At 37.2% G+C, this 23,530-nt stretch carries 20 protein-coding genes; 2 read left to right on the forward strand and 18 right to left on the reverse strand.

Annotated features, from left to right (window positions below; translation table 11 throughout):
- Positions 1–7: 7 nt before the first annotated feature.
- The gene (locus HHT355_RS07055) at positions 8–1,069 is read right to left on the reverse strand and encodes a YifB family Mg chelatase-like AAA ATPase (protein WP_103202713.1); all 1,062 of its coding nucleotides are present in this window, start codon (positions 1,067–1,069) and stop codon (positions 8–10) included.
- A 318-nt stretch (positions 1,070–1,387) separates the two neighbouring features.
- On the opposite strand from HHT355_RS07055, the gene HHT355_RS07060 reads away from it, so the two are divergent.
- Positions 1,388–1,645: a PRC-barrel domain-containing protein gene (locus HHT355_RS07060; RefSeq protein WP_103202714.1), complete on the forward strand. Its 258-nt coding sequence runs from the start codon at positions 1,388–1,390 to the stop codon at positions 1,643–1,645.
- Positions 1,646–1,861: 216 nt separating this feature from the next.
- Positions 1,862–2,332, forward strand: coding sequence for a transcriptional regulator NrdR (gene nrdR / locus HHT355_RS07065; RefSeq protein ID WP_103202715.1), 471 nt, complete (start codon positions 1,862–1,864; stop codon positions 2,330–2,332).
- A 67-nt stretch (positions 2,333–2,399) separates the two neighbouring features.
- Here the strand turns inward: nrdR and HHT355_RS07070 are convergent, their stop codons facing one another.
- From HHT355_RS07070 to HHT355_RS07150, 17 genes are all read right to left on the reverse strand, one after another.
- Positions 2,400–3,038, reverse strand: a complete 639-nt coding sequence (locus HHT355_RS07070; RefSeq protein WP_103202716.1) for a hypothetical protein — start codon at positions 3,036–3,038, stop codon at positions 2,400–2,402.
- Positions 3,039–3,158: 120 nt separating this feature from the next.
- On the reverse strand, positions 3,159–3,530 hold the full coding sequence (locus tag HHT355_RS07075; protein WP_103202717.1) for a zinc ribbon domain-containing protein: 372 nt from the start codon (positions 3,528–3,530) through the stop codon (positions 3,159–3,161).
- Between the two features lie 23 nt (positions 3,531–3,553).
- A complete protein-coding gene (locus HHT355_RS07080; RefSeq protein ID WP_103202718.1) occupies positions 3,554–4,735 on the reverse strand; it encodes an iron-containing alcohol dehydrogenase in 1,182 nt (393 codons plus the stop codon).
- Positions 4,736–4,835: 100 nt separating this feature from the next.
- A complete protein-coding gene (gene acnA / locus HHT355_RS07085; RefSeq protein WP_103202719.1) occupies positions 4,836–7,628 on the reverse strand; it encodes an aconitate hydratase AcnA in 2,793 nt (930 codons plus the stop codon).
- A gap of 323 nt (positions 7,629–7,951) precedes the next feature.
- Complete coding sequence (locus HHT355_RS07090; RefSeq protein ID WP_103202720.1) at positions 7,952–9,139, reverse strand: galactokinase; 1,188 nt, start codon at positions 9,137–9,139, stop codon at positions 7,952–7,954.
- 184 nt (positions 9,140–9,323) lie between these two features.
- A complete protein-coding gene (sigG, locus tag HHT355_RS07095) occupies positions 9,324–10,103 on the reverse strand; it encodes an RNA polymerase sporulation sigma factor SigG (protein ID WP_103202721.1) in 780 nt (259 codons plus the stop codon).
- A 114-nt stretch (positions 10,104–10,217) separates the two neighbouring features.
- Complete coding sequence (gene sigE, locus HHT355_RS07100; RefSeq protein WP_103202722.1) at positions 10,218–10,958, reverse strand: RNA polymerase sporulation sigma factor SigE; 741 nt, start codon at positions 10,956–10,958, stop codon at positions 10,218–10,220.
- 42 nt (positions 10,959–11,000) lie between these two features.
- Complete coding sequence (locus HHT355_RS07105; protein ID WP_103202723.1) at positions 11,001–11,915, reverse strand: sigma-E processing peptidase SpoIIGA; 915 nt, start codon at positions 11,913–11,915, stop codon at positions 11,001–11,003.
- A gap of 397 nt (positions 11,916–12,312) precedes the next feature.
- Entirely contained in the window at positions 12,313–13,389 is a 1,077-nt protein-coding gene (locus tag HHT355_RS07110) for an LCP family protein (protein ID WP_103202724.1), read from the reverse strand.
- Between the two features lie 59 nt (positions 13,390–13,448).
- Entirely contained in the window at positions 13,449–14,732 is a 1,284-nt protein-coding gene (locus tag HHT355_RS07115) for an oligosaccharide flippase family protein (RefSeq protein ID WP_103202725.1), read from the reverse strand.
- Positions 14,714–15,928 carry a Coenzyme F420 hydrogenase/dehydrogenase, beta subunit C-terminal domain gene (locus tag HHT355_RS07120; RefSeq protein WP_103202726.1) on the reverse strand — a complete coding sequence of 405 codons (1,215 nt, stop codon included), beginning with the start codon at positions 15,926–15,928 and terminating at the stop codon, positions 14,714–14,716. The genes HHT355_RS07115 and HHT355_RS07120 overlap by 19 nt, the downstream gene beginning before the upstream one ends.
- Complete coding sequence (locus tag HHT355_RS07125) at positions 15,901–17,001, reverse strand: polysaccharide pyruvyl transferase family protein (RefSeq protein WP_103202727.1); 1,101 nt, start codon at positions 16,999–17,001, stop codon at positions 15,901–15,903. The genes HHT355_RS07120 and HHT355_RS07125 overlap by 28 nt, the downstream gene beginning before the upstream one ends.
- Complete coding sequence (locus HHT355_RS07130) at positions 16,998–18,323, reverse strand: hypothetical protein (RefSeq protein WP_103202728.1); 1,326 nt, start codon at positions 18,321–18,323, stop codon at positions 16,998–17,000. The genes HHT355_RS07125 and HHT355_RS07130 overlap by 4 nt, the downstream gene beginning before the upstream one ends.
- A 10-nt stretch (positions 18,324–18,333) precedes the next feature.
- A complete protein-coding gene (locus HHT355_RS07135; protein WP_103202729.1) occupies positions 18,334–19,488 on the reverse strand; it encodes a glycosyltransferase in 1,155 nt (384 codons plus the stop codon).
- Positions 19,489–19,590: 102 nt separating this feature from the next.
- Positions 19,591–21,534, reverse strand: coding sequence for an ATP-grasp fold amidoligase family protein (locus HHT355_RS07140; RefSeq protein ID WP_103202730.1), 1,944 nt, complete (start codon positions 21,532–21,534; stop codon positions 19,591–19,593).
- Positions 21,531–22,319, reverse strand: coding sequence for a glycosyltransferase family 2 protein (locus tag HHT355_RS07145; protein ID WP_103202731.1), 789 nt, complete (start codon positions 22,317–22,319; stop codon positions 21,531–21,533). The genes HHT355_RS07140 and HHT355_RS07145 overlap by 4 nt, the downstream gene beginning before the upstream one ends.
- Positions 22,320–22,537: 218 nt before the next feature.
- Positions 22,538–23,266 (reverse strand): sugar transferase, encoded by a 729-nt coding sequence (locus HHT355_RS07150; RefSeq protein WP_103202732.1) that lies wholly within the window; start codon positions 23,264–23,266, stop codon positions 22,538–22,540.
- Between the last annotated feature and the right edge of the window lie 264 nt (positions 23,267–23,530).

The following is a 23,530-nucleotide window of genomic DNA, read 5'->3' on the forward strand; positions in this document are numbered from 1 at the left end:
ATGTAAATTATAATAACGGGTTCATAGCCGCAACTACCATACAGCTTGCCGGATAACGAAAAGTGGCATTAAGGCGTGATATGGTTACGTTTCTTTCTTCCAGCGGCTGCCTTAATACTTCAATTGTGCTTTTCTGAAATTCAGGAAACTCGTCCAGGTAAAGAACACCCAGATGAGCCAGGCTGATTTCTCCGGGTTTTGGAACAGTTCCCCCTCCTACCAGGGCGGTTGCTGTAATCGTATGGTGGGGAGCCCTAAAAGGCCTTTTAGTTATTACTGCTTTACTGTCAAGCAAGCCTGCTATGCTGTAAATCTTTGAGATTTCCATACTCTCATCAAAAGTGAGTTTTGGCATTATTGAGGGAATCCTTTTTGCCAACATGGTTTTTCCCGAACCCGGAGGCCCAATCATAAGAATGTTGTGCATACCGGATACGGCTACCTCAATGGCCCTTTTAACCGCATATTGTCCGGCAACCTCGGAAAAATCCATATCGCTTTCTTCCTGTTCGTTTTCAAACAACTGCCTTATATCCACGGTTTCAGGCTCAAAAGCACTAAAATCCCTAAGAAGTTCTACTGCTTCCTTTAGGCTGTTTACTCCGTAGGTCTTAATACCGCAAACAACCGCCCCTTCTTTGGCATTCTCTTTCGGTACAATACATCTTTCAAATCCCTGCTGCCTTGCGGAATACACAAAAGGCAACACACCGTTTACCTTTTTTACGTTACCGTTTAAACTCAGCTCTCCTATTATAAGGGTTTTATTTAAATTTTCATCAGGGATATGGCCAAAAGCCGTAAGAATTGCCACTGCGACAGGCAAATCAAAGACCGTACCTTCCTTTCTTATGTCTGCCGGTGATAAATTTACGGTTATACGTTTGGCAGGCAGCATAAATCCCGAATTTTTCAGGGCTATCCTTACTCTTTCCCTGGCTTCTTTCACCTCGGAATTTAAAAGCCCGACCATGTCAAACAAAGGAAGGCCGTCACTTACATCTGCCTCTACAGAAACGATAAGACCGTCAATCCCATGAATTGTGGCACTGTATGCCTTACTGAACATTAATATACTCCTTTCATTGTCTCTCCAACAATGAAGGAATCATTTGCCAAAACCTAGTATAGCAAATTATGTAAAATTTTGCAATAATTTTCAATGTCTTACCTGTAACTTGCTGCCAATTGCCACAAAAAATTATGTAATTTAATTATGAACAGATTTATATACAGCACATATTAACGGTCCGGTAAAGCTGAAAATAAGCTGATTTTATAATTTTTATACTGTTATACCTTAGATATTGAAATTATAACTCTTGCCTCAAGAGATTTTCAGTAATAAGCGACATATAATGAACCGAGAATAAGTAAGGGTGATTTTATGCGTATTAGTGATTTAAGGGAAAAAGAAGTGATAAACTGCAGGGACTGCAAAAGACTGGGCTATGTCTGCGACATTGAATTTGATATATGTACCGGATGCATAACACACATAATTGTTCCTGGCCCCTGTAAAATATTCGGAATTCTGGGCCGGGATCAGGAATACGTTATAAGCTGCTGCCATATCAAACAAATCGGTCCCGATATAATTCTTGTTGATGTTGATGCGGAAAAATGTCTGGTAAAATGCGAATAATAAATTATTTTGTGAAATATTATCTATAATTATCGATATTTAAAATATAATTAATGTAAATATTTAGATTTTTCACTTGACCTGATCACATAATTTCAATATAATCTAAGTATAGTATATAAAATTTTCTTATACTCAACATCAAGTATAAATTTCTGTATATATCTACCGGAATTCCTGTTTAACCAAGGATAAATTATATGGAGGCTTGCAAAAATGAAATGTCCGTTTTGCGGAAAAGATAATACAAGAGTTATAGATTCCAGACCGGCGGATGATAATACATCAATCCGCAGAAGAAGACAGTGCGACAATTGTAACAGGAGATTTACTACATATGAAAAGATTGAATCTATTCCCCTCGTGGTTATAAAAAAAGATAACAATCGGGAACCTTACGATAGATCTAAAATAGAGGCGGGTGTTTTTCGGTCCTGCCATAAAAGGCCGATATCGGTTGATCAAATCACGGCTTTGGTTGATGAAGTCGAAGCAACTATTTTTAATATGGAAGAAAAGGAAATTCCAAGTTACGTAATCGGTGAAATCCTTATGGATAAATTAAAAGAGCTTGATCCGGTAGCGTATGTAAGGTTTGCGTCTGTCTACCGCGAATTCAAAGACGTCAATACTTTTATGGACGAACTGAAAAAGATTTTGAACGAAAAAGATTTAAACAAACAATGATATCCCCATAATTCACATAAATTTATGACTGCCTAAGGTGGCAAGCAATATTGTTTGTCTTAGGCAGTCATTCTATTTCATACTCAACATGATTCCCCAGATAATTCGGTACAGATATGCTTATACCTATTACATCAGGCTTAATATAACTGAATATGCCCAAAAAATTGCCGGGTCCGATTATATCAGCAAAAGCAAAGCCTCTGTTTATCACATCCATACCTAACCCTTGAAAATAATCCTTAATTCCCCTGATATAATCGGGATTTACATTAACAGGGTTTCCCGATAATACTTTATCTATAAAATTTACGTCTACCGTAATTAAATCCTGCAATTTTAACCGTTTTATATTTTTAAGATCTATATTGGTTGTATAAATCATTTGCGTCGGATAAGCCCCGTAGGGGCTAAAAAAATCCGCAGTATAAAATATGCTCAGATAAGTCTCGTCATTGCGCATTATAACATAACCGATATGCAGAGTGTCCCTTAAAAAAAGATCCGTATCTTTAGCAGGCGGCAAAAAAGCATCCGCAGAATATAGGCTAAGTATTTTATTGATATCTCCCAAGATTACTTTGTTTAAGGCATCCCTTTCTTCTTTGCTCCCTCCTGATATAACAAATGGATAGGAAGCATATGTACCGTTGTTTTGAAAAATCCGTTCCTGAAGATCATATTTAATTGCGCCGCTTCTATTCATATACCAAGTTTCGTAAGCCAAGTATTTCTTTGGGCTAAATCTATACTTAATACAAGATACGCTACAATCCCGATTTTATTACATAAATACAACTTATATAAATACGGGCCGCATACAATTCTATAATCTTCTTCCGCATTTAGGACAGTATTCAAAATCCGGCTCGGTATGATAACCGCAACTTGGGCAAAATCCGGCAAAATTCTGTCCGGATCCGCTTATCGGTATAAGATCATTTTCAGAAATTATAACTTCCTCTCCCCTTCTTATTTTTTTGCCTATGTCAGAAGACAAGGAATATACCGTGTTGCAGCAAGTGCTTTTGGCAAAATATTTTTTGTTCCAAAAAAATATAGGTATAAAGAAGAGGCTAAAATACATATAGGTCATATATACATTTAATCTGCCGAATTGGCCACATCTGGAGCAAATCATGGTTTGATTAAATTTTATCTCTTTTTCTCCGTTTGATATGCCAAAAATGAAAAACATCCCATCACCTTCATCCCTAAACTTTAAATTTCCTCCTCTGCCAGACGGTATATATTCAAAATATCCTCCTTGGTAAGAGGGATGTAGGATTGTATTTGAATCTTTCCGCCGTTCGTGGTCATATCGGCAATTTTTTCATAATCAGAAGGATCTATGCCAAGTTCCTTCATAGTGGTCGGCATACCGATGGTTTTAAAATACTGTTTCAAGGCTTCGATTCCCTTTAAGGCTGTCTTTTCCGGATGTTCATGGTCCATTTCTATCCCCATAACCCGGTTGGCAAATTGGCTGAATTTTCTTATATCATAATGATAGATGTATCTTGCCCAAGCAGGGAACAATACCGCAAGGCCTGCCCCGTGAGCCACGTCAAACAGGCCGCTGAAATCATGCTCCAGTTTATGGACTGAAAAAGGCGCAGTCTTGCCGCAGCCTGTAAGACCGTTGTGGGAAAGGCTTGATGCCCACATTAGGGTAGCCCTGGCCTCATAATTGTCCGGTTCGTTTATGGCAACCAGTCCGGCATTTTTTACGGCCACCATAAGGCCTTCCGAAATCCGGTCGGTAAGATCGTTATCTTCATCCGGTGTAAAATACCGCTCAAAAGTATGCATTAATATGTCTACAATCCCGCAGGCGGTCTGATATTTGGACACGGAAAAAGTATTTTCCGGATTCATAAAGGCGACTACGGGCCTTAGCAAATCATGGTTTAATGAACGTTTTAAATGGTTTTCGGGATTTGTAACCACATGTGAATTGCTCATTTCACTTCCGGCAGCAGCAATGGTAAGAACAACCCCAACAGGAAACATTCTGGTCGGCTTTATTTGGTTTATTATCATATCCCAGGGATCCATATTGTTTGCCAGTCCCATGCCGATACTTTTGGCAGAATCTATAACGCTGCCTCCTCCTACGGCTAAAATGAAATCTACATTTTCCTTCTTTGCAAATTCGATTCCTTTCCTAATAAGGTCTATTCTCGGATTTGCCACCACTCCACCGAGTTCCACGTATTTAAGACCTGCCTCATCCAGTTGTTTTCTTACCTTTCCAAGCAGGCCGGTCTTTTCTGCACTCCCGCTGCCGTAATGAAGAAGGATCTTTTTACACCCAAACTCTTTTAAAACTTCTCCGATTAAATCATCGGAATTTCTGCCGAAATAAACCTTTGTAGGTGTATAATACACAAAATCATTCATAATTTCTGCCCGTCCTTTCTGTTAATTTATATAGATGAGGTTTTTGCATTTCCTTGGCCTTGCATTGCCATTCGTGTAATACACTTTTTAGTATCCGTATTTACAGGTCCATCTTTTGGCGCAGTACCATCTGCAATATTCCTCCGTGACGATAATAGTCCACATCGACCACAGAATCAAATCTTATCCTTGCCTTAAAACATACTTTCTTGTCGTCTTTTGCCGTGGCGACAACATCAGCCAAATCCCCGGGTTTTATATTATCATCAAGCATTATATCTATAATCTCTTCTCCGGTAAGGCCTAGGCTTTCCGCCGATTCGCCCTCCATAAACTGTAATGGCAAAACTCCCATCATAACCAAATTTGACCTGTGAATTCTTTCAAAACTCTCTGCAATAACAGCCTTTACTCCCAGCAAACTCGGCCCCTTTGCTGCCCAGTCCCTGGATGAACCCATTCCGTAATCTTTGCCTGCCAGGACTACCAGGCCTGTATTATCTTCTTTATATCTCATGCATGCATCATAAATCGGCATTACTTCACCGGTAGGCCAGTAAGTGGTATAGCCACCTTCCGTTCCCGGAGCAATACGGTTGCGGATGCGGATGTTGGCAAATGTCCCTCGCATCATTACTTCATGATTTCCTCTTCTTGAACCGTAAGTATTAAAATCTTTCGGTTCTATACCGTGTTCCATAAGATATTTGCCTGCCGGGGTATTCTTTCCGATGGCTCCCGCAGGGGAAATATGGTCCGTTGTTACCGAATCACCCAAACTTGCGATTACCCTAAGCCCTTTTAACGGTTTTACTTTATCCGGCTTCGGGGAAAGGCCGGTAAAGAAAGGCGGTTTTCTTATATATGTTGATTCTTCGTCAAATTCATACAAGCTTCCCTCACTGATTTTTATTTCATTCCAAAGCTCATTGTCGCTATATACTTTACCGTATTCTTTTTTAAACAGTTCAGGTTTTACATATTTAACAACAGCATTCCTGATTTCCTCGGAAGTAGGCCAAATATCCGAAAGGAATACTTCGTTGCCGTTCTTATCTAATCCTATGGGATCTTTTGTCATATCTATGTCTACCGTTCCGGCTAGGGCATATGCAATTACTAGGGGAGGGGAAGCCAGGTAATTTGCTTTTACCAAAGGATGAATTCTTCCTTCAAAATTTCTGTTGCCCGATAGTACCGAAGCTACCAAAAGGTCATTATTTACTATTGCATCCGTAATTTCGGGAAGAAGGGGACCGGAGTTTCCGATACAGGTAGTGCATCCGTAGCCTACAACATTAAACCCCAAAGCTTCAAGATACGGCATAAGTCCCGCTTCTATAAGATAATCCGTAACCACTTTTGAACCTGGTGCAAGGGATGTCTTTACATAAGCAGGGACTTTTAACCCTTTTTCTACTGCTTTTTTTGCAAGAATACCCGCACCCAGCATAACGGACGGGTTGGAAGTATTGGTGCAGGAAGTTATGGCCGCTATAACCACAGCCCCGGTTCTCATAACCCCATTCCTTCCGTCGGGCAAATTTATCATAACCTCTTTATTAAATTCATCTTTTGTAAGGCCATAACCCTGATTACCGTTAGGTGCCGTAACACTGGTTCTGAAAGCTTCCTTCATTTTGCTAAGAGGAATTAAGTCCTGAGGCCGTTTAGGCCCTGAAAGGGCGGTTTCAACAGTCGACAAATCCAGTTCAATAACCTCAGTATATACCGGGTCTTCATTACCTTTTTCATAAAACATACCGTTGGCCTTAAGATACTCTTTGACTTTTTCTACATGTTCCCTCGTTCTTCCTGTAAGAAGCAGATAATTCAAAGTTTCGTCATCTACAGGGAAATAACCGCAGGTGGCCCCGTATTCCGGAGCCATATTGGCTATGGTAGCCCTGTCAGCCAGACTTAAGTCATGAATCCCTTCTCCGAAGTATTCGACAAACCTGCCTACTACCCCTTTGTCTCTTAGAAGCTTGGTAATTCTTAAAGCAAGGTCGGTTGCCGTAACTCCGGCTGAAAGTTTTCCTTTTAACCTAACCCCAACAACCTCAGGTATAGGAAAATATGAGGGTTGTCCGAGCATTCCGGCTTCGGCTTCAATTCCGCCGACTCCCCAGCCTAGTACTCCCAGTCCGTTAACCATTGTGGTATGGGAATCGGTTCCTACAAGAGTATCGGGATAGAGTACATTTAAATCTGAAATTTCGTTTAAATTGCCCTCGGATTTATCATTTGACTTACCTTCTATTACTACCTTTGCCAGATATTCCAAATTAACCTGATGAACTATTCCCGTTGAAGGAGGAACTACACTGAAATTATCAAAAGCTTTCTGTGCCCAGTTTAAAAACTGGTATCTTTCCTTGTTTCTTTCAAATTCCTTCTTTACATTGCCTGCTAATGCATCCGGCAAACCATAATAATCTACCTGTACCGAATGATCGATAACAAGATCAACAGGCACTTCCGGATTAATTCTTTTTACCAATGCTTCAATATCTACGGCGTCCTCTTTCTTATCGGCTTCCGATTCGGATGATGCTTTTGCGTATTCTGCCATAGCCATTCTCATAGATGCCAGATCCAGTACGGCAGGAACACCGGTAAAATCCTGCAGGATAACCCGGGCAGGTTTAAAGGGTACTTCCCCCTTTCCTCCCCTGTGATTTGCCCAGTTTGCCAGATCCGTAATATGATCGTCCGTTATGGCTACTCCATCCCATTGGCGAAGCACAGATTCCAGCAGTATCTTTATGGAATAAGGCAGGTGTTTTACGTCATATCCGTAATCCTCCAAAGCTTCAAGGCTGTATATAATATAGCTCTTATTATTTATTTTAAGATGCCTTTTGGCATTCTCTTTGAACTTGCTTTTCAATCGGATCACCTCTCTTTTATTTTGATTTTACATTATTTTATTGTTTATTCTATGATACATGATTTAATAACCGTTGCCAAGCCGCCTTTCTTTTTTTCCAAAAAATTTACGGCAGCTTTTACTTAAAAAAATACGTTTTGCCCTCAATTTTCTTTTAATTATTTGGCAAATCAATTTAAGCCGATGCCCAGGTTAACTTCATTTTTCTGCACTGTCAAGTAATATAATTGTAAAGTTTAAATAGCAAAAAGAGTGTAACAACTAAACATGTTTACACTCTTTTTATGTCCATAGCATATTATATTTAAATTATTATGCCGATTTTACAGCCTGTATGGCCCGTCGCCGGATTTAACGGCATAAAAATCTGCCTTCATTCCGGTTTTTTCTTCGTAAATCCTGCCCACATTTTCCATAAATGCCCCTACACACTCTTCATCTACAATGTTTACGGTACAACCGCCGAAACCGGCTCCGGTCATTCTGGCACCGATTACCCCATCCTGCAATATGGCAGCTTCAAAAAGCGTATCCAGATTAAGGCCGGTTACCTCATAATCATCTCTTAAGGATATGTGGGATTCTTTCATAAGTAAACCAAATTTTTTAATGTCATCTTTCTTAAGAGCTTCAAAGGCTTCTTTTGTTCTCTGGTTTTCATATACGGCATGTTTTGCCCTACGGATTAAAGTTTCTTCCTTTATAACATCCTTATGGGTTTCAAATTCTTCCCTTGATAAATCCCCCAAGGTCTTTATATTAATGACAGTTTGCAGTCTTCTTAATGCTTCTTCACATTCGCTTCTTCGCTCATTATATTTAGATTCATTTAAACCTCTTTTTTTATTGCTGTTGGCAATTATTATTTTTTTATTTTTCAGATTGAGTGGCGCATATTCATACTCCAGGGTTGAAGTATTCAAAAATATGGCATGGTCTTTTTTGCCCATAGCCACGGCAAACTGATCCATAATCCCGCAATTAACCCCGACATATTTATTCTCCGCGTACTGAGTAAGCAGAGATATGTCTTTTAAACTTATATCAATGTCATACAAATCCTTTGCTATGTATGCCATAAGCACTTCAATGCTGGCCGATGAGGACAGGCCTGAACCGTTGGGAATATCTCCGAAGAAAAGAATATCCATACCCCGGTCAATTTTGGGCATAAATGAATGCCGGGCAAATGCCCACAGTACACCTATGGGATAATCTGCCCAGGCATTCTTTCTGTTACTGCTTAAAACACCCGCAGATAAAATTTCATCCAGAGATGAATATATTATCCCCTTTTCGGGAAAATTCATGGAATAAAATCTAAATATTCTGTCACTACGAAGCCGTGCTGCCCCGTAAGTACCAATCTCCAGGGCACAGGGAAACACATGTCCTCCGTTATAGTCGGTATGTTCTCCGATCAGGTTAACCCTGCCCGGAGCAAAATATACCTGTACCCCGTCATTGTAATTGTAAACATCTTTAAACCATTTCAGCAATTTATCTTTCATTTTTCCTCCCCATGATATTTCGTTTTTACTTATTATATAGCTTAAACTACCTTCAAAAACTTCCTATAAGCCGGTAGGCTTCCCATTATTAAGCCTTTTACCCAATAAGTATGGTTCATATTATACTGTTTTAAAAGTATATCACAGGGAAGAAAAAATAAAAAGCCGTACATATTTTATTTAGTTATCCCATCAGGTAATTTCTCATGTTCTTTAAAGCCGATTTTTCCAGGCGGCTGACCTGTGCCTGTGAAATATTTATTTCTTTTGCAACTTCCATCTGTGTTTTTCCTTCGAAAAACCTAAGCTTTATAATATTATATTCTCTCGGAGGTAGCTTTTTCATGGCCTCCTTTAAAGATATGGTTTCAATCCAGTTCTCCTCTCTGTTTTTCTTATCGCTGACTTGATCCATTATATACAGGGCATCCCCGCCCTCAACGTATACTGGGTCATACAGCGATACAGGGCTTTGGATTGCATCAAGGGCATAAACTATTTCTTCTTTGCTGATACCGATTTCTTCGGCTATCTCACTGATTGTCGGCTCTTTATCATTCTTTTTTGCCAAAGCTTCCTTGGCATAGATCGCCTTATATGCCGTATCCCTTAAGGACCTGCTGACACGGATTGCATTGTTGTCTCTCAAATACCTTCTTATTTCACCGATTATCATTGGAACGGCATAGGTGGAGAACTTAACATTTTGAGTTACATCAAAGTTGTCGATAGCCTTCATCAGACCTATACAGCCTATCTGGAACAAATCGTCCACATTTTCGTTGCTGTTGGAAAACCGCTGAATAATGGACAGAACCAGACGCAAATTTCCTTTTATATAAGCCTCCCTTGCCTCCTTGTCGCCCTTTAAAATTCTTTGGAACAGTTCTTCCTTTTCACTGTTTTTCAGCAATGGCAGCTTGGATGTATTTACTCCGCATATCTCTACCTTATAAAGAGCCATAACGAAACCTCCGAATCATTATGTCAATAATATTTTTTGCTAAAATAATGATTCACTTTTTAATGGCTCTTTATACGGTAATTTTCAATGTAATAATTTCCATATAAAATTAATTTATTCCATTCTTACCATTTCTTTCTTTAAACGTTTTATAATCTTTTTTTCCAATCTGGATATATATGATTGGGAAATCCCGAGAAGATCAGCTACTTCTTTCTGTGTTTTTTCGTTGCCGTCATCATTGCTTAATCCGAATCTCAAATCTACTATGATTCTCTCCCTTTCGGATAATTTTGATAAAGCTTTTCTGAGAAGCTTTCGGTCAACTTCTTCTTCTATATTGCGGTATATAACATCTTCATCGGTTCCCAGAATATCCGACAGTAAAAGTTCATTTCCGTCCCAATCCACATTCAAAGGCTCGTCAATAGATACTTCCAGTTTCGTTTTATTGTTGCGCCTTAAATACATGAGAATTTCATTTTCTATACAACGGGAGGCATATGTGGCCAATTTAATATTTTTATCCGGATTGAAAGTATTTATGGCTTTAATCAGGCCTATGGTGCCGATTGATATTAAATCCTCCACACCCACACCTGTATTATCGAATTTTTTTGCTATGTAAACTACCAGTCTTAAGTTATGTTCCACTAAAATAGCTTTAACTTCCGCGTCCCGTTCGGTTCCAAGCTCATTTATGATTTCTGCTTCCCGTACGGCATCAAGCGGCGGAGGCAGTATCTCAGCACCACCTATGTAATGAATATCGCCCTTTTGTCCAAATAAAATTGATCTTATATCAGGTATCATGCGAATCTTAAATTTATTCGGTATAGACAACTTTAACAGCATATTTGACCTCCCCATAACTTTCACTAATTAGCCTACAAACTTTTACAGCAGTTCCTTATGTAAAATTACATGATAATCCTTACCATCGGTCAGTGGGTTATCACAGATTGCGGCTGTCACCTGTTCGTTGCAAATAACTTCTTTTCCTGTATGTATAATTACCTTATCAAGACATACACCAAGCAGCATTCCGCACTTACCCACACTCCTGTAAGGTATAAAACTAAAGCCTTTTATCTTATCCGCTTGCTTTTCCCAATAAAAATCCTTTGCTTTTCCCTCCAAAAAACTTTTGGCTTCTTCCACGTAACTTTTTATTTCAGGTGTCATAAGCTGTTCCATAACGGTATTCTCCATAACCATAACAGGCTTGCTTCGAAGCGGATCATACAGGCAGTTTCCCGTATCCATAAGCCCTTTGGTTTTAACCTTCCGATCGTTAAAAATCAACTCCACGTCATATATTAACGGCCTGTGAAGCTGATACAGCCTAAGAAGCCAAATCAGAAACAATGAGGTTACTGCGACAATTACTGCCGCCGCACAAACATATAAAATAGGAATATTACTGAAGGCTACTCCCCTGCCGATGTTAATCAAATGTAGCCTCAAATTTGTATGATAATAAACGGCATTTATAAATCCACCAATAAAATATGTAATTAAATTTAAAACTACCCATTGCTTAAAAAGATCCGCTGCTTTAAGTCTTCCGAACGCAACCACAATCATCAGCAATGAAGCAGCAACATACATCACAATGAACTTAAAAAAATAATTTATCCAAGGAAAAATACTTAAAATTACAGCAAAACCTGCTCCAAGCGAGGCAGCCGATATCATCCTTAAAGGGCTGCTGTTTTTTTTACCCGCTTTTTTTAATATAATTATTAAAATCAAGTCAAATAAAAAATTTAAAAGAAACACAATATCCGGATAGACTTCAAGGTACAACATTCACCTCCGGTTTAAAAACTTGTTTATATGTATAATTATAACTTGTTTGAAATATATAATTTGTCAATTTCTGGTTATTATGTCAGATTTTTTGTTTACTAAATTTTACATTTATAGATTAAAAATCTTATTATAGGAGTCGGAAGAAAGTTCATTCCATAAAAATCATAGCTGACTATATCTGTTTAATTTCTTATAATACCATAAAAACAAATTATAACCGGGCATGTCAAAAACCGACGTATTAAAGACAAAAAAAGACTCCGGGACAAGTAATAAGGTTTTTTATATAAGGCATCATACTTGTCACAGAGTCATTTTTTGACATGACCCAAACGGATTTTTCGTACAAAAGGGATATTATACCCATCGAATATATCATACTTAAATTAAACCGTTATTCTGCGCCGTATATTTTTGAGCGGATTTCTTTTATATTCTTTTCAAAATCAATTCCCAAGACAGCCATATTGTTTATACGTAAATTTTTATATGAATTACTTACGGGAACAGTCAGCTGCTGTAAATCATACAAAGCATATGTCGGTAGTGATAAAATCAATGAGAAGATTTCACCTTCAGTCAAATTAGTTGTAACTTCCGGCAGTATTTCGTTCATTAAACCGTTAAGCCTTGTAATGCTTAATCCTTTTACTCCGTTAAAAATCTTTTCCAAAACCTCTCTTTGCCTGGCAGTTCTTGCAAAATCAGTACCTATATAACGATTTCTGACATACCCAAGCGTTTGCTTGCCGTTTAAAAGATAAGATCCTGGGCCGGTTAGCTTATCAAGGGCTTCGTCCTGGCCATTTAACCGGTTAAGCTCTTCGACATAATTATTTATGATAGGGACTTCTTTATCTGTAACGTCCAGTTTAATTCCGCCGACAGCATCAACTATTTCTATAAATGCATAGAAATCTACCGATACAAACCTGTCTACTTTTATCTTAAAATTCTTTTCTATCGTATCCATTAGAAGGCCGGCCCCACCAAGCGCATATGCCGCATTTATACGGTTGTTCTTCTTTCCCGGTATTTTTAGGTAAATATCTCTAAGAATTGATGTGGCCGTTATAGTTTTATTCCTTTTATTTATAGAAACGATTATCATAGCGTCCGAACGACCAAAACCGCCTTTCTTTCTTGTGTCGCTTCCGATTAGAAGAATATTGGTTACATCATCATCATTTACAATCGGTGTCTGATTATCCTCCATATTTTTGCGAATCCGTTCTTCAATCAAATCAATTTCTTCTTTAGGTGAATCAGTTATATCGGCAAATAAATCTTCCGGCTCAGGTTCCAATTCTTCCTCATCTATGTATGTTTCTTCTACAGCCGAAACTATATTTATTTTTTTTATGTATGAACGGATTATAAAAAAGACAGAGATTGCAATAATTAACAGTACAGATATGAATAAAGCACCGGATATCAGAAGAATCTTCCTAATACTTCCCCTCTTCAACATAATAACAACCTCTTTAATCCTAAATGTTTTTTCCTTATTATTATGGAACTGACAAATACTTAAGATATGCTGTTTTCAGTATATCTGAAATACCTTTTGTGCCTTATTCTTTGCCTGTAAACCAACACTGCCGCCAGCCTGAACAAAAATACACACACTTCCGTAACAGAAGACATTATGCATATGGAATAGACATTGATATTATCTGTGAAAATTAAAATTACAAGACCGATTATTTGGATACCCATACCTACAATATTGGACATATTGGCGTATTTGGACAAACCAAGAGGTACCATGACCGGGAAGCAAAGCAGATATGTCGGCAAAATAACCACAATTATCGGTAACAGACACCGTAAAATATTTCCTGCAGAAGCGTATTCCCTGCCAAACAGAAAAATGCACAAAAGCTTTGCATATATAAAAATAATTAATGTCCCTATTATAATAACAGGCATTGTCTTTATCAGTAATCTTTTTACCGTTTTAAAATCCTTTTCTCTTAACATATACGGGTAAAGGCTGTCCGCCAAAGGCGAGGAAACAGTTTTACTCAATGACACTATTTTGTCAACCGACGTATAATATCCGATTATCGGTGAATTGCCGTATACAAAACTTAATATGATAGTATTTAATGCCTGATAAACAGTCGAGGCAATCCTCGACGCAAAAAAAGGCAGAGTATCTTTTGTAATCTGCCATACCTCCGATAAACTTGCCCGGCAAAAACGTATGCCGTAATTTTTCTTCAGATCGTAATACATGATAATCAGGGCAAGGGCATTGCCAAGCAAAGTTATTAGCGGAATGAGCCAATAATCCCTGTCATCTTTTACAAGTATGAAAATTAAAACCGTAAAAATAGTTTTAACCGCTAAAGTCCTATAAGTTATTACTTTCATTTTTTCAATCCCGCGATAATAAAAATCCGGCAAAAATGCATTGACAATAAAAGCTGCCAAATAGAAAAAGTAAAACCAAAAGTCATATCTCATATTAGGATTGCACAGGATATATGCAGTAAAAATGGCTGATACTAATATTCCCAGCAAAAACTTTATAAGAGCAACCGAACATATCAATTTGCTGATATATAAAATGTCATTCTTATGATTTACAACTTTTTGTGTTCCCGATAATATAAATCCCAAATCCATTATAATTGCCACATACGACATATAAGCCAATGCAATTCCCGTTTTCCCGTAAGTTACTGCCCCAAGTATCCTGGTAAGATACGGAACTGTTGCCAAACTAAACAAGCGGGATGAAAAAGTAAGCAAGTACAGAAAAAAAGTATTGCTAAGTAATGTTTTGTCTAATTTTTTACCGCCCATCTTATAATCCCCTTTATACTTAACGGTATAATTCTTCGCAAAGTCCTTTTTAGTCTGGCCTTTGCCGGAAGGTAAGATACATATTTGCTTTCAAAATAAGATTTATCCATGGAATAAAAATCTTTATAGAATTCGTCTCTTTGCGCAGGCCTTATAAAAGGCCTGCTTAACTGCTCATTAAGCTCTGCTTCCCGCCGGATATCAGCCTTTACGTAATTTAACCGGTCTTTAATACGGTTCCACAAAGCGATTCCTTTTGAAGTATTTATTAATACCGTAGACAATACTTCGCCGTATGCGAAATATTCGCTGTATGCCTTATGATTGGCGCAATCTCCAATTGTAATATCCCCTGTCCTGTCACATGAGGCAAATTTACAGTTATAACAGCACTCCCTAAATGATTTCCCCTGTAAAAAAGCATTGTAATAAGGGTCATCTGAGGCATAAACCCTTATTTTTTTTCTTTCCGTATTAATAACAAATCTGAATTCATTATTTTCGCATTTGGTCTTTTCCCTGAATTTTACGCTGTAAATCCTGCCCGCAGCTTTCTGATAGTTCCTTTCCAGGTGTTTTTTTAATATTACAGGGCTTGGAACACCATGGCATATCAAATCTATGCAGAATAAGCCTTCCGCCTGCGAAAAACGATTTTTCATGCCTGCCACCTGGCAGGGTGTACCGACAAACAATACTTTTTTACCATCGCTTAGTAACTTTTCAATTTCTGTGTATGTATCGGGGGACAGAAAACTTTGCACATACTTGGAGCCTCTCATATTAAGAACATTATCAGGTTTGTCCGTAACTGTATGGCGGACCGTCAGATCAGGACAAAATCCGGCACCGCAGACATATCCCCCGTCACTTATAAAACTTAAAGCCAAAGCAGGAAAAATGCCCCCCGACGAGCTTTCTTTTGAAATGTCTTTATTTTTGATTGCTGCCGCATACCCATTTATAATGCTGTTTTTTTGCGGTAGGAACATAACCTGGCAAACCTTAGTGCACTTTTTGCATCTTATGCACTCCTTATGGTTAATAGATGGCCAAAAAAAACCTTCGCTGTCATAATCCACCGAAATACACTGCGCCGGGCAAACATTTATACAGGCCAGGCAGCCTGTACAATAATTTCTGCCGATACCGGAGATATTTTCAATTTCTATGCTGTTAACGCATTCTTCAGCCATTCTATACTTTCCTCTCTGATTTTTATAAGTTTTTTGCTTACCGAATCGTAATCAATTTTATCATTTAAGCATTCCAAATTATCCAATCTTTCATCAAGCCCCAAAGAATTTAATAATTCCCTGACACGGACCGGATTGGCTTTGTTGCTTAAGCAAATAAAATCTTTCTCAAACAGAATCGAAAAAACTGTACCGTGATATGAATCAGTCACCACAACGGACGCGTTTTTTATTAATGATATTAATTCCGCACAATTGACCCCGGCTAACGCCCTGTCAACATTTTTCCTCTTGTATTTGTTAATTTGAATATTATAAAGCGGCAAGCCCATCTTTTGCTTGATACGACTGACCTCACTGTAATATGTGTCAGTACTGCCGCCCACAAAAAAAGACAGAATATATTTATCCTTTATAGATTTAAACCGGTCCGGAAGTACAGACAAAAAATTTTGCCATTCATCCCGGTTAAATAGCAACGTCGGGTCCGCCACAATGCTAACCGGAATATCAATAACCTTTTTTATTTCGTTTTTTGCATGTACCTCCCGCACACTTACGGCAGAAAACCTTTCCAGGCATTCTTTAAAAATCTTTTTCTCTTCCTGTGCAATTACATGGCTGCCCATACTGGAAGCATAAGAAATGCGTTTTTCTGCCATACCAAATCCAAGCAAAAAGGCTTTATCTATCCCCCCCGTAATCGCAGGGTTCCAAACCTGGTCACTTCCTGCCAATAAAATATCATAACTGCTTTTATTCAATTCATCCAATGAAGTATACTTAGTGTGGGTAACCGCTCCCTGATAAAAAAGACCTGTATAACCGAATGCTTTTTTCGCCCAATAAGAGTCTCTCAATATAAGCGATTTTATTTTCCACCGAATATACTTTGCGGCACTGCCAAGGCTGTTAACAGGCGTTTTAAATCTCTTTTGCTCCTTTCGGTTGATATAATCTATTAACTCTGGGTAAAACCCTAATTTTCTTACTATTTCCAATGTGGCTTTTGCCTGTAAACAGGCCCCGTAACTTTTGGATGCATGATATGTTATAATACCTACCGTTTTCAATTTAAGGCCTCTTTTCTTACATCAAATTTGCTTAAATTGCAGCTTAAAAACGCCATGGCAAGGGCAACCAAAGCATAATAATGAAATTCAAAATGCCCATGCAAAACCAGCCCACTGACCAGCAAAATCGCAGCGGGAAGTATTTTTACGTATTCTTTTCCGGCACAGGCTTTAAAAATCCTTGTTATTATCCAGGTAAAAATTATGACTGAAGCCGTCAGGCCAAAGGCACAGACTGTTTCCAAATAAATGTTGTGAGACCTGTTAATCATGTTAATCCCATTTGTGGTAAAGGGTGTGGTATATACATCTTGGGCCATTGCAAAAAACAGCGTTCTCCAGCTTTTGCCTAATAAAGCTATATAATGCTTAATTATTTTTATTCTTCCTGTCGACAAATCGCTGCTCGAAAACCTGGTAATATAATTTTTTACAACATATAAATCTCTGTTGGAACTTATATATGCTGTCAAAACTGAAAAGAACAAAACCGAAAAAAGCAATAAAAACAGGGACTTATAAATCTTATTGTGGTTTATGGCGTTGTGTCTGATTGAAGAAAACGCAAAAACCGCATATGAAAATATCAGCAAAATGAAGCCCATCTTGGAATATGTTATAACAACAAACGGTGTCAATGCCGCTGCCAAAAGTGTATTAACATTCACTATTCTGTCATTGTAAAATGCAATTATTAAATTTGCCGCAATCAGAATATCAACAAACTGCGCATAAAACACAGAATCACCTATGAGTCCGGCAAATCTTGTTGTTTTACCTATTCCATATGTGAATACGTACGACCTTGTGTAAATTGATGTTCCGGTTTTTAACATGTAATACCCTATAACAGATGAGAATAATGTTGAAAACGAAATATATTTGATAATATCCTTAATTTGGCCGACGAAAAATTCTTCATTGTATGTAAAAATTAATACCGATATCAGTAAAGTCCATTTAATCAATAAAATAAAATCACCGCTAGGTATTCTTAATATAATTAAACCTAACAGTATCAGAAGCCTGCTTGCTTTTTTTGCTGTTTTTGCGGTAAAAAAATATTTAACTAAAAATATTATGATACCCAAATAATACAGGCTTGTTGTTCCCATTTTATAATTCATCAGGTTAAAAAACGGCAACGCAACAAATAACATTATCGTCATGGTATCAATATTCATAATAGCCATTATTGCCAAAAGCAGGATATTAAGCAGCAAATTTGTCGTTTCCATAGATCTTATCTGTGTAATTCCCAGTAAAAGCAATATAAACAATTCGCTTCTTATAAAAAAATCTTTGTCGATTCTTATTTTCATCAGCCTCACCCTAAGTAAGAAGTTCAAACCATTGTTTCATAATCTTATCGGGTATAAAATCCAATGATCTTTGCCTTGCCATAATACCGAAATGCTTCCTTTTTTCCCGGTCAGAAATCAGAGTCTCTATAGCATCCGCCAGTATTTTTTCATTTGGGGTTAATTCTGTCTGACTGATTGTCCCCTCATTAAAAGCAGGAACTAGGATACCAAATTTGTCTTCATTCATACTATTTTTTGCCTCAACAGTATTCGGTGCGACATATTCCCTGCATCCGTCGCAATCTGTAGATATAATGGGTATGCCACACATTCCTGCTTCAATCAATGCCATAGGCAGTCCCTCATAAAGAGAAGAAGAAACATAAATATCTGCCCTGGCCAACCTTTCAAAGGGGTTTATAAGAAACCCGGCAAAATATACGTGATTTTCTATGTTTAGTTTTTTTGTAAGTTCCTTTAAATCATCCCTTAATTCCCCGTCACCGATAATCTCAAGCCGAACATTTTTATGTTTTTTTACAACATGACTGAAGGCCCTGATTAAATGCCACTGGCCTTTTGGCTTAGACAGCCTTCCCATATTGACAACAGTTATTGTATCACTCTGTTTATGTTCTCTGTGTTCAAGTTCACAATAATTGTCACCCGGTTTTAACCCGGGGCAAAAATTATACACCGTTACAAGTTTTTTTTCAGAGATTTTAAAATTATGTATAAGATTATTACGGATACATTCAGATACGCAAATTACTTTATCCGATAACAAGGCAACCGTCTTCATGCGTATTATATTTTTCAGCGTATTTTTCTCCGTGCTGTGAACAAATGTATATATTTTATCTTTTTTTCTAGAAAAAATATTTACATAGTTGGCCGGGGGCAAATGGCTTAAAGTATAGTCAATACTATATCTTTGCTTTATTTTTCTTACCGCCCGAATACGCTTTATAAGGTTAATTATTTTTTTAATTTTCGAATTTGACGGCGGTATTTTTAAATCACATAATATTCCGCCATATGGGTAAGTAATATCTCTTCCGTCATGTACAATAACATATACATTGTAATATTTTGAAAATTCTGCTGATAAGTTTGCCGCTACCCGTTCAGCCCCGCCTTTATTTAATGTGGGAACTATTATGGCTATATTTTTCCTGGGCATATAAAATCTACCTTTCTTTGGTTAACCATCCATAAATGTCTTTTTAATAAAATGTGATTTTTATGCTTCTTTCAAAACCTCAGTTATAATATTGTTATAATTTTATCCGGCTTTTATTGCAATTTTTAACAGATAATCTTCTACAATATCCATGGCAAAGTCGGCGGTGTATCTTTTTGCCTCAAGCAGGCAGTTTTGCCTCATAACGAAATTTTCTTCCGGATGTTCGATCGCGTATTTTATCCACCTTTTCAAACCGTCCGGATCCTGCCAGGAATACAGATATCCGGTACTCTTATGGGTGATAATCTCCGGATTTAGATGCCAATCTGTTGCTATAACCGGCAGGCCGGCATTAAATGCATCCAGTAATGTACCCGGAAATCCTTCGCCGTAATATGTTGTAGGAAACAAAAGGGCATAGTAATCCTTAAGTACATCGACCGTTTTGGTATAATCGACAACACCTTTGTATTTTATTGATCCGTCAGATTCGGCGATATATTTGTCTAAAACTGCTCCGTAATTATCTTCAATCGGTCCGTATATATCCAAAAATACCTTGTTATATCCGAATTCTTTATTTATAGATATAATTGCCTGCGCCGCATCCGAAATACCTTTAGCCTTATTTACTCTGCTTAACGTGCAGAAGCAGAATGTATCATCATTATGCTGTATTAAGGCCTCGGCTTTGACAGGGTCAAGACGTTTAAAATTGGGAAGATATTCAGCATTGACAATTCCCAGTGCCATAAGTCTTTCCTTTAATTGAACCGATTCGACCCAGTTAACCCGGAATTTATTCAGCTGTTTTTTCATCCATTTATTCTTAATTACCAATTCGTCCAATGATCCTCCGATACAGACATGCAAAACCGGCTTATTGAAAAACCTGTTCAAAAAATTCACAATCGGAAATATTACCCTCATACCGTTTCTGGAAAGGGATATAAAAATAACCTGGCTGTTTTTAACTATTAAGAATATATTTAATAAAATTTTTATAAAATTTACTTTGTAATTATAAGTATCCGCTATTTTAATCTTTGCATATGGATATTTTCTCTTTAATTCTTCAACCAGTATTCTGGTTTTAATAGTTTGTCCGTCACACAAGTCCGAGTTATATGCCGTTCGTCCGATTACACCGATTTTCCTCATCAAATAAACCTTTTTATACTGTTTAAGATCAAGCAATTTACCCAGTCTTTCATCGGTTCCTTCAGGCAGTAACGGCATCATCCCTGCCGAAGGTGTAAATGTCATTTCCGTAAAATAGATTTTATTTCCCGCTCTCATTAAATCAACACGCACAAAGAGGAAACCCGATGACAGATCTTGAGCTATTTTCAGCATTTCCTGCAAATTTTCAGGTGGATTTTGAAGTAACTCAAATCTTTGATGATCGGTTCTGTAAAAGTCTGCCGGTGTTCCGTCAGGCATAAAAAAATCACACACCATATTATGAAAATCACCGTTTTTTATACGGGATACATAATAAAACCGTACATTGCCGTTAAAACAGAAAAATTTATAATCTTCTATTTCCCCTTCTATAAATTTTTCACATATTATCTTTCTTTCAATTTTGCTGTAATGCCTTTCTGCAGAAACCAGCCCAAAATCCTCGGCCATCCATTTTTTTAGTTTTTTAACCGTAACCTTTATATTTAATTTATTTTTATCCTTGCACAATATATTATAAGCGGCACCGTGATTACATTTTAAAACAAACTTGTTAGGCAACTCGTCCCATTTTATATCATCCGCCCTGTCCCATACACCGATAAGCGGTACCAAAATATCGGCATATCCTTTCTGCGTGATATAGCTGCGGGCTTTAAGTTTATCCGCTAAGTCTATAACAGTTTTATCGTACGGAAATACATTCAGCTTTAACCAGCATATCTTTTCATTAAACGATTTTGGGTTGTCCAAATCAGGATTTTTCTTAAGAAAAGCTCTGTACATTATTTTACATGATAAATCTGTATTTATTTTCGATAATAATTTCCTTAATGATCTGATAATTTCTTTTTTCATAACTCCTCACTGACCATTGATTTATTTATGAAATACATTCTCTTCCATACGGCCAACATGGCATATTTCAGAAAACAGAAACAACTAAAAGGGAAAGAAAGGCATTCCACTTTCCTGTAAAGAAACCACATATTTTTTGCCGCTTTGAACTTATTGCTTGAAAGCGAATTTTTTGTTCTCCTGTATTCTGCCAGTATCTCATCAAGCCCGTAGCAGCAAAATCCGGCTCTAAGTATATTAAGCCAGGTTGCCGCATCCTGTCTTCTTTTCATATCAGGCATTATCAGGTATTTCCTGTCTACTATAGATGTATCAACCATAATTCCGACGGTCTGCAAAAGATTATGGGTAAGAAAGCCATAATAATCTACTTTAGGCAACATATGTATATATTTGTTCAGGGGTTTGCCGGAATCGTCAATTACTTCGTAGGATGTACATGAAAAACCGTACCTATTTTCTTGCATAAACTGTACCTGTTTTTTTAGCTTATCCGGCTTCCAGATATCATCAGCGTCCAGATATGCTATAAAACGCCCGCCTGCTTCCATCAGGGCGCAATTTCTTGCCTTTGCAGCTCCGCCGTTTTCTTTAAGTTTTATAAGCCTGATTCTTGTATCATTTTTAGAAATATTTTCTACAATTTTTACGGTATTGTCTGTTGAACCGTCATCCACTATAATCATTTCCCAGTTTGTGTAAGATTGCCTTTGAACCGATCTTATTGTTTCTTCTATGTATTTTTCGCTATTCCATGCCGGTGTAATAACCGAAACCATATCCATTACAATCACATACCTACTTTTAATTTTATTAGTCTTTGTAAAATATCATTTGTCACTTGTTCTCTTACATTAATTAGGCTTTTGTAATAAAGGCCGGCAATCGGTAAGGCACTAAATAAATCGGCATTCCCATTTTGCTATAGCATTTTTATTTCTTATTAATAATTATTCTCTTAATAATCTTAATATAATTGTTCATTTACAGAGGTATATAACGTTTAATAAGCTCCCTTGCCGGTTAGTACCATTTTAAAAGTTTTTAATATAATCTTGATATCCGTCCAAAAACTGATATCCTCAAGATATTTCAGATCCAGCGCCATCCATTCATTAAATGATATATCATTACGGCCGCTTATCTGCCAGTAACAGGTTAGTCCCGGTCTTACCATATGCCGCCGGTTATGATAGTCGGAAAACTGATCTGTTTCATAAGTAACTAAAGGTCTTGGTCCAACGATACTCATGTCGCCTTTTATAATATTTATTAGTTGCGGTAATTCATCAATACTCGTCTTTCGAATAAATCTGCCTACTTTTGTTACTCTCGGATCATTGGATATTTTAAAAACAGGACCATCCATTTCATTTAAATTTAGTAGTTTAGACCGCAACTGTTCAGCCCCGTCACACATACTGCGGAATTTATACATCTTAAAAACTTTCCCGTCTTTACCCGTCCGCATTTGTGTAAATATAATTTTTCCTTTACTCTCCAGCCGGATCGCTATTGCAGTAAGTAAAAAAATCGGAGATAAGACAACAAGTGCAATAAATGATAAAAAAATATCTAGTATTCGCTTAACAATAAAGTAAGTCCTGTGTTTATTAAAATTTATTACAATATCACTGTAATCATAATTTTCATCTACCAGTACATTACTTAAATCTAATGTATTCGTACCATAATACCCACCGTTATGATTAATCAAGCTATCAGTCTGCATTGTCTATCTCTCCTTAAAACCATGAATATCTATAACAGCTATTGAATATAATTCTATGTATTTTTAAGGACCTGCCCCCTATTATATTTACAGTTTTTGGTAATGTCAAGAAATATTTTCTGTAAATTAACTGATTTTTTTGATAATAATAGACATAAAAATAATAATTATTGACAAAACTGACAAAACCCAATAAAAAACTGCCAGATTATTGAAAACCAATAACCTGACAGTTTACATATTCATATATTCTTTTTTTATTAT

Source organism: Herbinix hemicellulosilytica (assembly GCF_002904165.1).
Taxonomy (GTDB): Bacteria; Bacillota; Clostridia; order Lachnospirales; family Lachnospiraceae; genus Mobilitalea; species Mobilitalea hemicellulosilytica.